Origin of the sequence: Sphingomonas sp. Sph1(2015) (genome assembly GCF_001970915.1) — a bacterium.
Lineage (GTDB): Bacteria > Pseudomonadota > Alphaproteobacteria > Sphingomonadales > Sphingomonadaceae > Sphingomonas > Sphingomonas parapaucimobilis.
This window is the reverse complement of sequence record NZ_MQUI01000071.1, coordinates 1-12,677: the sequence shown is the minus strand read 5'-3', so window position 1 is coordinate 12,677 and position 12,677 is coordinate 1. Positions and strand designations below refer to the sequence as shown.

Here is a 12,677-nt window from a genome sequence, read left to right as displayed (position 1 = left end):
CGAACCGGCCTCGTGCCAGTATCGTCACATGACATCGTCATGGCTGTAGGCCTTGCTGCTATCCAGAAAGGCCAATCCGTCCCCGGTTATGCCGCCATCAGCAAGGTGACCGCGCAACAGCGCTTACTGTGGAAGGACATGAGGAGTGCGGTGAAAGCTCGCCAGATGTTTTACCGACAGTTCCTAAGCTGTCCGCCGAGCGTGAGGTCGATTCACGCATTGAGCGCCTAAACCAGACATGGGGTCACGCTAATGCTACAATGCGGAACCTGAGTCATAAGTATCAAAGACTGTGGGATGGTGCCATCACCAAGCTCGCAGATTACAAGGGCACTCTCTACATAATCTGGAGGGACGAGATTAGTCGTGTGATGTTCGAAGGAGTCATTGTTGGCGCATGGGAAGCAAACGGTGAGCACATGCACTCGCATGGTTTGGCTTAAATTTACTGCGTCAACGTCGCATATCATGGACTATGAGACGTTGACGCTATAGATTTTGTGACCTGCTGTGATAACTATCCAAGTTTCACCGCGCCCCCTGCCCCGAAGGCGGCACCGGCGGGGTGGACGACTTCGCGTCGCTCACCGCCTCGTCATACCAGCGGGACAAGTCCGCCTTCATGCTCCGCAGCGCGTCGGGATTCAGGTAGGTCATGTGCCCGGCCGGATAATAGGTGAAGCGCAGATTTGCCTGCTGCGCAGGCTCCAGCATCATATGGCCAAGATCGTTCTCGGTGCCGAAGAACGGGGTCGCCATGTCGTAATAGCCGTTCATCGACAGCACCTTCAGATACGGGTTCGCCCGCATCGCGGCACCCAGGTCGATCGCGGTGTTGGGATTGTTCTGCGACCCGTCGGGCGACCTGTGCTTCCAGTTCCAGGTCCAGCCCGCCGCGTCGCGCGCCGACAGGCGATAGGGCAACTCGGTCTTGTAGCCGAGCGTCGATTGCAGATAATCCTGGAAGGACGCGATATAAGCCCCTGAAATGGCGTCGGAAGAAGCATCCGTCTCCGGCCGCTCGCCCGCCGCGTCGGTGTCGATGCCGAGGTAACGCGAGTCGAACCGCCCCACCGTCCGCGCCGATCCGCGCAGCAACTCCTTCTGGAAACGCGGCAGGTCAATGCGCAGGTTGGCACGCTTGATATAATCGGGCGAGATGCCGATCAGGCGGCTCATCTGCTCGGCGATCTGGTCGCGCTCCTGCGGCGAAATGCTCTGCCCCTTGGCCAGTGCCGACATATAGGGTCCGACCGCAAAGGCACGCGCCTGCGCCACCACGGTCGCCACATCGGCCGGACGATCGGCCAGGCGGTTGTGATACCAGGCGGTCGCGGCATAGCTGGGCAGATAGTTCAGATAGACCTGATCCAGCCCCGGCTGTCGATAGCCGTAATTCATGATCGAGCTGAGCAGCACGACGCCGTTCAGCGCCATGCCCTTTTCCTGCAACTGATAGGCCAGCGCGCCCGAACGCAGCGTGCCATAGCTTTCGCCGAGCAGGAATTTGGGGCTCATCCAGCGGCCATATTTGGTGATGTAACGCTGGATCGCGCCCGCAAAGACGTCGACATCCTCGTCCACGCCGTAGAATTGCGCAGGCTTCATATCGCCCAGCGGCCGCGAATAGCCGGTGCCGATCGCATCGAGGAAGACGAGGTCGGTCTTGTCGAGCAGCGAGTCCGGGTTCGGCCCGACATCATAGGGCGCGGGCCGCACGAACTCCGGGCTGGTCGTGCGGATGCGGATCGGCGCGAACGAGCCCATGCGCAGCCAAAAGGATGGCGACCCCGGCCCGCCATTATAGAGGAACGTCACCGGCCGCTTCGTGCCCGGCTTGGTGCCGTCGAGCGTATAGGCGGTGTAGAACATCGAGGCGGTCGGCTTGCCCTCGATATCGCGGACGGTCAGCGTGCCCGCCGAGGCGATATAGGGATAGGCGCGGCCATTGATGGTCACGCTGTCGCGGTGGCGGACCTCGGTCTCCTCCAGCGGCGCGCGCGCCCAGGCGGCTTCCGCCTCGGCCTTGGCGGCTTCATGATGCGGAGCCTTTTTCTCCCCCTCCTCCTGCGCGGCAAGCGGCGCGGTCATGGCGGTGGCGGCGAGGAGGAAAGCGAGGCTGTTGCGGATCACGAAAGGCTCACGAAATGGGTGACGGGGTCGTCATCGTTTCGTGTTTCGGGATGCAAGGCAAGAGCATGCGGGGGCGTGGGGCAATTATCCTTTTGTTCCCTTCAGCCTGACCAAGGTCGAAGGCCACGGGCATGGTCCCGATCCAGACCGTTCCCCGGCGAAGGCCGGGGTCCAGTTTCTACTCGGATGCGACGGCGCCACGGGTCGGCGTGGGAGGCACAGCTATCGGTTCCCTTGGCCTTCGTCGTCGCTCAGGCTGAACGGAGGGTTGGTTCGGGCTGGCGGGGGAATACCCCCCGCCAGCCTTTATATCAGCGCGACAGCCAGGCCTGGACGGCGGGCTTCAGGCGATCGGCGACCGCCTTGCGCACCGCGATCTGCGAGATCGACCGCTTGGCCCCGCCGCGCGAGCCTTCGGGCAGGTTGGCATTGGCCCAGGCCTCGATCTTGCCGGGCATGGCGGGATCGTTCGACCCTGCCCCCAGCCCCACGATGAAGGTCGCGCGGTTGCTTTCCTCCAGGAAGCTGTCGACCAGCGGCTTGTTCGCCACCGCCCAGTCGAACGCCATGTCGGGATGTGCCCCCGCGATCGAGCGGAGCAGCGCGGCGCGCTGGGGCGGAGTGAAGGTATTGTCCTTCAACACGCTCAGCGCCCGCCGCGCCGCGGCAGCGTCCTCGGCATAGCCCAGCAGCGAGACATAGCGGTTCTTGACCACCGGATTGCGTTCGGCCTTGGCCAGTTCGTACAGCCGGTCCCATTCATCCGCCGTCGCGCGGGTGGCATAGGTCGCCAGGATCGGCTGGCGGATGGCGCCCGGAATGGCATCGGGGTTCCTGGCGAGCGCGGCGACATAGCCCCGCGCCCGCGCCGCGACCATCGCATCGCCGCTGGTGCCCAGTTGCCCGATCAGCGTCTCGCGCAGGTTCGAGACGAGCGCGCCGTCCTCCGGCTTCGGCTCGAACCCGATCCGCGCCAGCACCGGCGACAGGATCGCCGCCGTCCGCGCACGCAGCGGCTTTTCAAGCGGGGTGCCCTCATAAAGGCCGTTCAGGCGGGCGAGTTCGCCGGCCACCGTCTGCCATTCCAGCGGATCGGCCTCGGGCGTGACCTGCGCCATCAGGTCGAACCAGCGGCTCAGATCCTGATAGCCGCCCGCCGCCAGCGCATAGTCGTCGCCCAGCGTCCCCAGACGATCGTTCAGCGCCAGCTTCGCATAGTCACGCACGATCGCGGCATGGCCCGCGCCGTCATACATGACGCGCGTATACGACCCCTTGCCCTGGTTCAGGACCAGCGTGCCGCAGCCGCCGACCGTCACCGGGGCGGGTGCCGCGCCGGTCACGATGGCGGTCGTCTCGGCCCCGCCGATGGTCGCCACGCGGATCGGCACATGCCAGGTCTGGGCCGCCTTCGACGCCTCGTCCAGTCCGAACCGGCCCTGGGTCAGCATGGCGACCGTCTTGCCGCCCTCGCAGCGCGCACCCTGCAGCGTGACCAGCGGCACGCCACCCTGCAGCGTGAAGTCATGCGCGATCGTCGCGACATTGGTGCCCGACGCCTTGGACAGTTCCTCCCAGAGCTGGTCGGTCACCGTGTTCTGGTATTTATACTTCGCCATATAGGCACGGATGCCCTTGCGGAACGTATCGGCGCCCAGCGTCGATTCGAGCATCCCGATGACCGCCTGCCCCTTCAAATAGGTGATGCTGTCGAATGCCTCGCCGATCTGGTCGACCGTCTCGACCTTTCGGATGATCGGGTGGGTCGCGCTGGTCGCATCGATGCCCATCGCCGACTCGCGCTCGCCCGACACGCTGGCCGCCGCCGCTTCCCAGCTGGGGTTCAGGTCGTTGCTGGCCTTGCCCTCCATCCACGAGGCGAAGCCCTCGTTCAGCCACAGATCGTCCCACCAGCGCGGGGTGACGAGGTCGCCGAACCACTGGTGCGCCATTTCATGGGCGACGACGGTGTGGATACGCTGGCGGTTGCTCTCGCTCATGACCTGCGGATTGAAGAGCAGTTCGTTCTCGAAATAGAAGATCGCGCCCCAATTCTCCATCGCGCCGAAGAACTGGCTGGAGCCCGGACCCGCGATCATGTCCATCTTGGGCAGCGGATAGGGCGTGCCGAAATAGTCGTTGTAATAAGACAGCAGCTTGGTCGCCGCGCCCAGCGAATAGTCACCCTGGTCGACCACGCCCTTGCGGCTGACCACGCCGATCTGGACGCCGTTCGCGGCCACCGTCTTGCGGTCCAGATTGCCCGAGCCGAAGAACAGCAGATAGCTGGACATCACCGGCGTCTCGCCGAAGCGATAGAGCTGGCTGCCATCGGCCTGCGTCGTCACGGCCTCGGCGGGCATGTTGCTGATCGCGCGCTGCCCCTTGGGCGCGGTGGCGGTCAGGCGGAACCTGGCCTTGAAGGCGGGTTCGTCCCACATCGGCGCGAAACGGCGGGCGTCGGGCGCCTCGAACTGGGTCGCCAGCATCCGGTCGGCCGAGCCGTCGGCATTGGTATAGTCGATGGCGAACAGGCCATTGGCCGAACGATTGATCGTCCCTGTCCATGCGAAGCCGACCTTGTGCCGCCCGATGCTTGCAGCCTGCGGCAGGGTGAGGGTCAGCGTCTGCGCCGCCTTGTCCGCCACGAAGGGCACCGGCTTGCCGTCGAAGGTCGCGCGGGTCACGGTCAGCTCGGCCGCGTTCAGCACGATGGTGGCGGTGGCCTGTTTCACCTCGACATCGACGGTCTCCTCGCCGCTGAAGGTCAGCGCCTTCGCATCGGGACGCACGGTGATGTCGTACAGGACCGGCGCGACGGTCTGGGGCAGCTGGCCCGCCGCGAGCGCCGGGGTGGAGACGGTCAGGGCCAACAGGACCGATAGGGCGGACTTCATCGCAATCAGGGCCTTTCAATGGGAATGCGCAAATCTCTACGCCCTGTCCGCCGCAAAGCAAATGACGGTCATGTAATAATGTTGCAAAGGCATTGCCCGGCTGGACAGCCTTTACCTTTACGTTATCGTAAAGCCATGAGCCTTCCCCCTGCACTGAGTCGCCCCCCCCTGAACCGTTTAACCCTGCCCGTGATCGGGTCGCCGCTGTTCATCATCTCCAACCCGGACCTGGTCATCGCCCAGTGCAAGGCGGGGATTGTCGGCTCGTTCCCGGCGCTGAACGCGCGGCCTGCCAGCCTGCTCGACGAATGGCTGCACCGGATCACCGAGGAACTGGCCGCGCATGACCGGGCGCATCCCGATCGGCCCGCCGCCCCCTTCGCGGTCAACCAGATCGTGCATCGTTCCAACGATCGGCTGGAGGCCGACCTGACGGTCTGCGCCAAGTGGAAGGTGCCGATCGTCATCACCTCGCTGGGCGCGCGGGAGGATGTGAATGCGGGCGTCCATGACTGGGGCGGGATCACGCTGCATGACGTGATCGACGATCGCTTTGCACGCAAGGCGGTGGAGAAGGGCGCGGACGGGTTGATCGCTGTGGCGACGGGGGCGGGCGGCCATGCCGGCCGGCTGTCGCCCTTTGCACTGGTGCAGGAAATCCGTGGCTGGTTCGACGGCCCGCTGGCGCTCGCAGGATCGATCGCGACCGGGGACGCCATCCTGGCGGCGCAAGCCATGGGAGCGGACTTCGCCTATATCGGCTCACCCTTCATCGCCACCGTCGAGGCCAATGCGGCGGAGGCCTATAAGCAGGCGGTGGTCGACGGGCGCGCGAGCGACATCGTCTATTCCAGCCTGTTTACCGGCGTGCATGGCAATTACCTGCGCGCCTCGATCATTGCGGCAGGATTGGACCCGGACCATCTGCCCGAAGGCGATGTGTCGACGATGAACTTCGGCGGTGGCCAGGCGGCCAAGGCCTGGCGCGATATCTGGGGCGCGGGGCAAGGTATTGGTGCGGTCGACCGTATCGCTCCGGCTGCCGAACGGGTCGCGGAGCTTCGCCGTCAATATGAGGCGGCACGGCAGAGACTGTCGCTGACCCCTTACCCCTCCCCTGCCGAGGGGAGAATGGTCGGCGACTAGAACGCCCGACCCAGCCGCGCCTGCAAGGCCCGGACGGGACTGGTGGCCGGGCCCCCGTCATCGGCCATGGCATCGAGCCGCTCGACCCGGCGGTGCAGGTCGAGGCTCGCCCGGGTCAGCCACCGCGCCGGCTCGGGCAGGGCGGCAAGCTGCGCGTCGTCGGTATCCGGCGAGGCCCCCAGGCGCCGAACCGGCTGGCGCGCCTCGGCCCAGTCCATTTCCCCCGCCTCGACCGCGCGCTGAGTCAGGATCCATGCGATGACGTGCATCAGCCGTGTCGTCACCTTCAGCGATTCGCAGGAAAAGACCACCCGCATGATCGGGTCCAGCCCATCGCGTTCGTCACGGCCCATCCCGTCGAAATAGCCACGCGCCGCCTCCGCCAGGGTCATGGCCTCGACATAAAGGCCGTCGATCAGCTTGGCATGGAACGGGGATCGAGACGCGAGGGAGGGCATGGCGCTTGGCTCGCATGACATCCGCCCCGGGAACAAGACGGCGCGCGGTGCGGGCTGTCCCGATACGAAGCGGTCTGGCGGCCGGAATCGTCAGGCGATGATGTCGGGGATCAGCCGGTCTTCCAACTCGGCCAATTCGTCACGCAACCGCAACTTGCGCTTCTTCAGCCGCGCGATCTGCAACTGGTCGGGGGTCGAGGATTGCAGCAGCGCGGCGATCGCGTCGTCCAGGTCGCGATGCTCGGTTCGCAACATGTCGATCCGCGCGCGTGCCAGCGTGACGTCCATCCTGCTCCCCCTTTGCGACCGGCCCGGAAGACAGCCCGACACCGATCCCGCCCCTCTAGCAAGCCCGAAGGCGCACGGCGAGAGCCCGCATCACGTCATCGCGCCAAATGCCTCATCCGGTCGATTCTGACGAAAATGGATGGGGACAGACGGCGATTTTGGTGTTTTACTTACTCCCCCAAGCAATGACAGGAGGTTGAAGCCCATGCATACGGCGCATCAAACGGCCCTGGAGACCAAGCACGCCACGCTCGATCGGCGAATCAGCGCCGAATCACAGCGTCCCGTGCCAGACGCGCTGATCCTGGCGGATCTCAAGAAGCAGAAGCTCAAACTGAAAGAAGAGATCCAAGGCCTATAGCCTGGACGCGGCCGCGCGGGTCAGCCGACCCGCCGCGGCCCATGTCGGCGGCACGTGCCGCCCGACACCCAACCCCGCTATCATTCCCGAATCAGTGGTGGAACGGCTTGGTCTTCAAGCCTGTCGCGGGCTTGGCATATTCCGGCGTCGATGTGCCGCCGCCTACCGGCTTGCGGACCAGCGTCGGATCGATCTGACGGTCGAAGGCGACGCCCACGCGGCCCTGGGTACACCAGGCGATACGCCCCGACACCGCACCGACGCCTCGAAGGTTCAACGCGACTGGCGTGCCGATTTCCACCGAAATGGGCAGTTCGGCCATCAGGCCACCCTCGGAAATATTGCGGACACGCACGTCGCGGGGGGCGACTTCGTCGCCCAGCGTCATCTGCGCCATCAGCAACAGGCTGTCGCGCCGTCCCGCCCGGTCGCTGCGTTCCAGTTCGTCTTCCGCCATTGCAGACCCATTTTCGGGTGCGCGGTTCGTCACGTCCATGCTGATCGTTCCCGCTTGCCCGTTAACACTCGCGCGACCATGCGATACGCATCATCACGTTGCCAACCCCCTAATCAGAGCGGTTCCAGACATCTGTTGACGAACGGGACACGTCTTTCTCGTCCGTGCCCATATAGTGCGACCCGAACCCCGTACCGGCGCCCCGCGCAACGCGGACCGGGGCACCGAGCCGGTGGATCAGTCGTCGCGCGAAACCTTCTCGTTCCGCTCGTGACGCTCCTGCGCCTCGACCGTCATGGTCGCGATCGGGCGGGCTTCAAGCCGACCCAGGCTGATCGGTTCGCCGGTGACTTCGCAATAGCCATATTCGCCCTCCTCGATCCGGCGCAGCGCGGCGTCGATCTTGGAGATCAGCTTGCGCTGGCGGTCGCGGGTCCGAAGCTCGATCGACCAGTCGGTTTCGCTCGACGCACGGTCGGTCAGATCGGGCTCGCGCAGCGAGTCGATCTGAAGCTGGGACAGCGTGCCCTGCGCCTCACGCTGGATCGCCTCCTTCCAGGCGATCAGCTTGCGGCGGAAATAAGCCTGCTGCTTCAGGTTCATGAACGGCTCGTCCGCCGAGGGACGATAATTCTCGTCGATATCGTTGGCCACATCCGGGCCGGTGGATTCCGTCACGCGATTAAACACCGTCGCCATACCACTCTCCCAAAGGGCCCGTCGGTGCGACGTTCGGCACCGTGTCCTCGGGGCCGCCCCCTGATGGTCGAGAGGGCCTATAATCGGTGCCACCGTCTGCCGCAAGCGACCGGCGTTTCATCGTCTTGCCAATTTCTATAATAAAGTTGCGATGTTAACCGGACATGGACGAATTGGTGCCATTATGGTCAGTTTCCAGACCCGATCATCGAATCCCGACTGTCGCCGAGCCGCCTATGCTTCTAAAGACAGGTTCGTCCGGGGGAGCGAATCCCAAAGCTAGACGCGGACCGCCAACAATGGGTTTGACCTTAAGCCTTTGTTGGTCACTGTGATGACAGAATGCTGAAAGGGGTGCCGTTGGGCGGCCGGGCGGCGATGCCGGAACCATCGCCCGGTTTGAAGCCTTGGTCCGACCCGTGTCGTTTACGGGCCTGAACCGTTTGAGGATGTGACGATGTCTGTGCGTATGGCCTTGGCGAAACTGACGGCCTGTGTCGCTGGCGGTGCCGTCATTGGCGGCGGGGCCGTCCACATGGTCGATCGTCCCGAGCGCCCAGCGCTGGTCAAGCAGACCAAGGTCAAGAAGCGCATCGTTCATCACCGCCCGCCAGCCGCACGGCGGCATGTGGTCAAGCGCACGACCAGGACCACCACCACCACGCCTCCTCCGACGATCGTGACCGTCACGACCCAGGAACCCCCGGTTCCCATCCCCCTCCCCGCCAGTGCGCCACCGGCGACGACGGGCGGCGGCTATATCCCTGCGGTCATCGGCGGCTGGGGTGGCGGCTTCGGCGGCGGCTGGGGCGGTGGCTTTGGTGGCGGCTTCGGATTCGGCGGCGGCGGCGGATCGAGCGGCAATATCGTGATATCCTCGACCAGCAGCGGCGGGTCGACCTCCACTTCGTCGGCGTCGGGCGGCTCCGGGGGTTCGGGCGGCTCGTCCACGTCATCCGCGTCGGGCGGCTCGGGCGGCTCCTCCACCTCGACCGGCGGTGTCAGCAGCACCTCGTCGAGCGGCAACGTGTCCAGCACATCGTCCTCGGGCAATGTGTCGAGCACTTCGTCGACCGGCGGCTCTTCCACATCATCGGGCAATGTGTCGTCCACCTCGTCGACGGGCGGTTCCTCCACCTCGTCGGGCAATGTGTCCTCGACCAGTTCGTCGTCGGGCAACGTCAGCTCGTCGAGCGCGTCCAGCGCCTCTTCGGCGTCGTCCGCTTCCTCGGCCTCGTCGAGCGGCTATGCGTCGAGCAGCAGCGGCTGGTCCTCGAACGGCTCGTCGGCCAGCTCCGCCTCCAGCGCGTCTTCGGCGTCGAGCGCCTCTTCGGCCAGCAGCGCCTCGTCCTCGGGTGGTGTTACGCCGCCCCCGACGCCGGTGCCCGCCCCGCCGATGGTGCTGCTGTTCGGCAGCGCGGCGGCGGCCCTGGTCATCCGGCGGCGACTGGCCAAGCCGAAAACGGCCTGACCCGCCGCCGCCGCCGGGTGGCGGTTACGCCTTTTGCAGCGCGGCCTCGATCTCGGGCACGGGATGCCCGGTCAAATCCTTGGCCAGCTCGCCGACCAGCCGGTCCTCGACCGCCTTGTGATAATGTTTGCGCAGCTCGCCCAGCGTCTTGGGCGGGGCGACGACGATCAGCGCCTCGAACTCATTGGCCAGCGCGCGGCGCTTGAGCATATCGGCGGTCTCGGCCGCGAAGCGATCTTCCTCCTGCTGGTGGAAATCGACCTCGCCCATCGTGCCGCCGGTGGTCGAGGATGCCTGGCCCGCGCGGTCGGTCTTCTGGTCGCGATCGGCGGGATTATTCTGTTCGACCGCCTGTTCGACGATCAGATTGGGATATTCGGCATCCCCGTCGTTCCGAAAGAACAGGCTCTTGCGGCCATCGACGACCAGCACGAAGCTGTTATGCGGCACCTGCATCGCGTTTCTCCTTCTGTGGACTGGGATAACGCGGGCGCTTCGCCACGGGTTGCGTGACGGCGGAGCGAAGGCCATAGCCTCGCCCCCATGCACGACATTCGCCTGATCCGGGACGACCCCGCCGCCTTCGACGCCGCCCTCGCCAAGCGGGGCGCGGAACCCCAGGCCGACACGCTGATCGCGATCGACGAGCGCCGCCGCGCGATCATCGCCGAGGCGCAAGAGGCGCAGACCCGCCGCAACGACCTGTCCAAGCAGATCGGGCAGGCCAAGGCGGCCAAGGACGAGGCACGCGCGCAAGGACTGATGGATGAGGTCGCCGCGCTGAAGGCCAGGCTCCCCGAACTGGAAGAGCAGGAACGCGCCGTCGAGGCCGAACTGAACACCGCGCTCGCCGCCATTCCCAACCTGCCCGCCGCCGATGTGCCGCAGGGCGCGGACGAGAATGACAATGCGCTGGTCCACCAGAAGGGCGAGCCGACGACCTTCACGTTCGAGGCGCGCGAGCATGACGCGATCGCGCCCGCGCTCGGCATGGATTTCGAGACCGGCGTGGCGCTGTCGGGCGCCCGCTTCACCCTGCTGCGCGGCCCGATGGCGCGACTGTCGCGTGCGCTCGGCCAGTTCATGCTCGACCGCATGACCGAGAAAAACGGTTTCGAGCTGGTCCAGCCGCCGCTGCTGGTCCGCGACGAAGCGGCGTTCGGCACCGGCCAGCTGCCAAAGTTCGCCGAGGATCTGTTCCGCACCACCGATGGCCGCTGGCTGATCCCGACGGCGGAGGTCTCGCTGACCAACATCGTGCGCGATGCGATCCTGAGCGAGGCGGAGCTGCCGCTGCGCTTCACCGCGCTTACCCCCTGTTTCCGCTCGGAAGCGGGTGCGGCGGGGCGCGACACGCGCGGCCTGATCCGCCAGCACCAGTTCGACAAGGTCGAGATGGTATCGATCACCACCCCCGACCAGTCGGATGCCGAGCATGAGCGGATGACCGCCTGTGCCGAAGGTGTGCTGGAGGCGCTGGGCCTGCCCTATCGCCGGATGCTGCTCTGCACCGGCGACATGGGCTTCTCGGCCGCGCGCACCTATGATCTGGAGGTCTGGCTGCCCGGACAGGCGCGCTATCGCGAGATTTCGTCCTGCTCGACCTGCACCGATTTCCAGGCGCGGCGGATGATGGCCCGCTATCGCCCCACCGAGGGCAAGGGCACGCGCTTCGTCCATACGCTCAACGGCTCGGGGCTGGCGGTCGGTCGTACGCTCGTCGCAGTGATCGAGAATTACCAGCAGGCCGACGGCTCGGTCGTCGTGCCGGAGGTTCTGCGCCCCTATCTGGGCGGGCAAGCGGTGCTGGAGCCGCGCTGATGCGCATCCTGCTCACCAATGACGACGGCTATCACGCGCCGGGGCTTGCCGCCCTGGAGCGGATCGCGGCGACGCTGTCGGACGATGTCTGGATCGTCGCCCCGGCCGAGGACCAGTCGGGGACCAGCCGCTCGCTGACCCTGACCCGGCCGATGCGGCTGCGGCAATTTGGTGAGCGACGCTTTGCCGTGACGGGCACGCCGACCGACTCGGTGTTGATGGCGCTCGGCGAGGTGATGAAGGACGCCAGGCCCGACCTGATCCTGTCGGGCGTCAATCGCGGCGCCAATCTGGGCGAAGACGTGTTCTATTCCGGGACGGTGTCGGCCGTGATGGAGGGGGCGATGGCGGGCATCCGCTCGATCGCGCTCAGCCAGCGCTATCCGACGCAGGGCGTGGGCGACCAGGTCTCGTTCGCCACGGCCGAAGCCTGGGGCGAACGGGTGCTGCGGCCGCTGCTCGACCTGGATTTCGCGCCGCGCACGCTGATCAACGTCAACTTCCCACCGGTCGCCCCGGACGCGGTGAAGGGCATTCGCATCGCACGCCAGGGCCTGCGCGACTATGGCCGGGCGCGGCTCGAGAAGCGGGCCGATCCGCGCGGCTATGACTATTACTGGCTGGCGCTGGGCCGCCTGCCGCATCGGCCGGGCATGAACAGCGATCTCGATGCCATTGCCGCCGATCACATCGCGGTAACGCCTTTGCAACTCGACCTGACGCATGACCCCTCATTCGTTATGCTTAACGAAGCCTATCGCTGAACGGATCGCGAAACGGCTTTCTGGGGGGACAAGGGGTTGGATCGGACATCGGTTGCCATCGGGCGGATCTTGGGGCTGGGGCTGCTCGTATCGGGCTGCATTCCCAATATGGAGCCTCCCATGCGCGCCGCCGAGCCGGTCGCCCCCCCTGCCCCGGTCGCAACCGTGCCGCCACAGGCTGG

Annotated in this window: 14 protein-coding genes; 5 read left to right on the top strand and 9 right to left on the bottom strand. The window is 65.8% G+C overall.

What is annotated here, in order from left to right:
* The coding region (locus tag BSZ14_RS19935; protein ID WP_206744349.1) for a hypothetical protein at positions 1–231 on the top strand (231 nt) is incomplete at its 5' end.
* 297 nt (positions 232–528) lie between these two features.
* Here the strand turns inward: BSZ14_RS19935 and BSZ14_RS17785 are convergent.
* Both BSZ14_RS17785 and BSZ14_RS17780 read right to left on the bottom strand, forming a co-directional pair.
* Entirely contained in the window at positions 529–2,091 is a 1,563-nt protein-coding gene (locus tag BSZ14_RS17785) for a S10 family peptidase (protein WP_076711932.1), read from the bottom strand.
* Positions 2,092–2,444: 353 nt separating this feature from the next.
* The gene (locus BSZ14_RS17780) at positions 2,445–5,030 is read right to left on the bottom strand and encodes a M1 family metallopeptidase (protein ID WP_076711928.1); all 2,586 of its coding nucleotides are present in this window, start codon (positions 5,028–5,030) and stop codon (positions 2,445–2,447) included.
* A 135-nt stretch (positions 5,031–5,165) separates the two neighbouring features.
* Between BSZ14_RS17780 and BSZ14_RS17775 the strand changes: the two genes are divergently transcribed.
* Positions 5,166–6,176 (top strand): NAD(P)H-dependent flavin oxidoreductase, encoded by a 1,011-nt coding sequence (locus BSZ14_RS17775; RefSeq protein ID WP_198930560.1) that lies wholly within the window; start codon positions 5,166–5,168, stop codon positions 6,174–6,176.
* Here the strand turns inward: BSZ14_RS17775 and BSZ14_RS17770 are convergent.
* Both BSZ14_RS17770 and BSZ14_RS17765 read right to left on the bottom strand, forming a co-directional pair.
* A complete protein-coding gene (locus BSZ14_RS17770) occupies positions 6,173–6,634 on the bottom strand; it encodes a DUF1465 family protein (protein ID WP_076711927.1) in 462 nt (153 codons plus the stop codon). The genes BSZ14_RS17775 and BSZ14_RS17770 overlap by 4 nt on opposite strands.
* A 90-nt stretch (positions 6,635–6,724) precedes the next feature.
* Positions 6,725–6,922: a YdcH family protein gene (locus tag BSZ14_RS17765; protein WP_042482878.1), complete on the bottom strand. Its 198-nt coding sequence runs from the start codon at positions 6,920–6,922 to the stop codon at positions 6,725–6,727.
* Positions 6,923–7,127: 205 nt separating this feature from the next.
* Between BSZ14_RS17765 and BSZ14_RS17760 the strand changes: the two genes are divergently transcribed.
* Complete coding sequence (locus BSZ14_RS17760; RefSeq protein ID WP_076711926.1) at positions 7,128–7,283, top strand: DUF465 domain-containing protein; 156 nt, start codon at positions 7,128–7,130, stop codon at positions 7,281–7,283.
* Positions 7,284–7,374: 91 nt separating this feature from the next.
* Here BSZ14_RS17760 and BSZ14_RS17755 read toward each other — a convergent pair whose 3' ends face one another.
* The 5 genes from BSZ14_RS17755 to BSZ14_RS17740 all read right to left on the bottom strand — a co-directional run bounded on the left by BSZ14_RS17755 (position 7,375) and on the right by BSZ14_RS17740 (position 10,366).
* Complete coding sequence (locus BSZ14_RS17755; protein ID WP_083748333.1) at positions 7,375–7,779, bottom strand: PilZ domain-containing protein; 405 nt, start codon at positions 7,777–7,779, stop codon at positions 7,375–7,377.
* Positions 7,780–7,977: 198 nt separating this feature from the next.
* On the bottom strand, positions 7,978–8,439 hold the full coding sequence (gene dksA, locus BSZ14_RS17750; protein ID WP_042482882.1) for an RNA polymerase-binding protein DksA: 462 nt from the start codon (positions 8,437–8,439) through the stop codon (positions 7,978–7,980).
* 756 nt (positions 8,440–9,195) lie between these two features.
* Positions 9,196–9,618, bottom strand: coding sequence for a hypothetical protein (locus tag BSZ14_RS19065; RefSeq protein WP_241823824.1), 423 nt, complete (start codon positions 9,616–9,618; stop codon positions 9,196–9,198).
* Between the two features lie 66 nt (positions 9,619–9,684).
* The gene (locus tag BSZ14_RS20130) at positions 9,685–9,876 is read right to left on the bottom strand and encodes a hypothetical protein (protein ID WP_083748332.1); all 192 of its coding nucleotides are present in this window, start codon (positions 9,874–9,876) and stop codon (positions 9,685–9,687) included.
* 58 nt (positions 9,877–9,934) lie between these two features.
* On the bottom strand, positions 9,935–10,366 hold the full coding sequence (locus BSZ14_RS17740) for a host attachment family protein (protein WP_076711923.1): 432 nt from the start codon (positions 10,364–10,366) through the stop codon (positions 9,935–9,937).
* 87 nt (positions 10,367–10,453) lie between these two features.
* Between BSZ14_RS17740 and serS the strand changes: the two genes are divergently transcribed.
* Both serS and surE read left to right on the top strand, forming a co-directional pair.
* Positions 10,454–11,731 (top strand): serine--tRNA ligase, encoded by a 1,278-nt coding sequence (gene serS / locus BSZ14_RS17735; protein ID WP_076711922.1) that lies wholly within the window; start codon positions 10,454–10,456, stop codon positions 11,729–11,731.
* Positions 11,731–12,495, top strand: a complete 765-nt coding sequence (gene surE / locus BSZ14_RS17730; protein ID WP_076711921.1) for a 5'/3'-nucleotidase SurE — start codon at positions 11,731–11,733, stop codon at positions 12,493–12,495. Before serS ends, surE begins: the two co-directional genes overlap by 1 nt.
* Positions 12,496–12,677 lie beyond the last annotated feature (182 nt).

What these genes read in the sequence shown, in the direction of transcription:
- BSZ14_RS17785 (WP_076711932.1), bottom strand. Translation starts at nt 2,091, where the DNA reads ATGACCGCGCCGCTTGCCGCGCAGGAGGAGGGGGAGAAAAAGGCTCCG.
- BSZ14_RS17780 (WP_076711928.1), bottom strand. Translation starts at nt 5,030, where the DNA reads ATGAAGTCCGCCCTATCGGTCCTGTTGGCCCTGACCGTCTCCACCCCG.
- BSZ14_RS17775 (WP_198930560.1), top strand. Translation starts at nt 5,166, where the DNA reads ATGAGCCTTCCCCCTGCACTGAGTCGCCCCCCCCTGAACCGTTTAACC.
- BSZ14_RS17770 (WP_076711927.1), bottom strand. Translation starts at nt 6,634, where the DNA reads ATGCCCTCCCTCGCGTCTCGATCCCCGTTCCATGCCAAGCTGATCGAC.
- BSZ14_RS17765 (WP_042482878.1), bottom strand. Translation starts at nt 6,922, where the DNA reads ATGGACGTCACGCTGGCACGCGCGCGGATCGACATGTTGCGAACCGAG.
- BSZ14_RS17760 (WP_076711926.1), top strand. Translation starts at nt 7,128, where the DNA reads ATGCATACGGCGCATCAAACGGCCCTGGAGACCAAGCACGCCACGCTC.
- BSZ14_RS17755 (WP_083748333.1), bottom strand. Translation starts at nt 7,779, where the DNA reads ATGGACGTGACGAACCGCGCACCCGAAAATGGGTCTGCAATGGCGGAA.
- dksA (WP_042482882.1), bottom strand. Translation starts at nt 8,439, where the DNA reads ATGGCGACGGTGTTTAATCGCGTGACGGAATCCACCGGCCCGGATGTG.
- BSZ14_RS20130 (WP_083748332.1), bottom strand. Translation starts at nt 9,876, where the DNA reads ATGACCAGGGCCGCCGCCGCGCTGCCGAACAGCAGCACCATCGGCGGG.
- BSZ14_RS17740 (WP_076711923.1), bottom strand. Translation starts at nt 10,366, where the DNA reads ATGCAGGTGCCGCATAACAGCTTCGTGCTGGTCGTCGATGGCCGCAAG.
- serS (WP_076711922.1), top strand. Translation starts at nt 10,454, where the DNA reads ATGCACGACATTCGCCTGATCCGGGACGACCCCGCCGCCTTCGACGCC.
- surE (WP_076711921.1), top strand. Translation starts at nt 11,731, where the DNA reads ATGCGCATCCTGCTCACCAATGACGACGGCTATCACGCGCCGGGGCTT.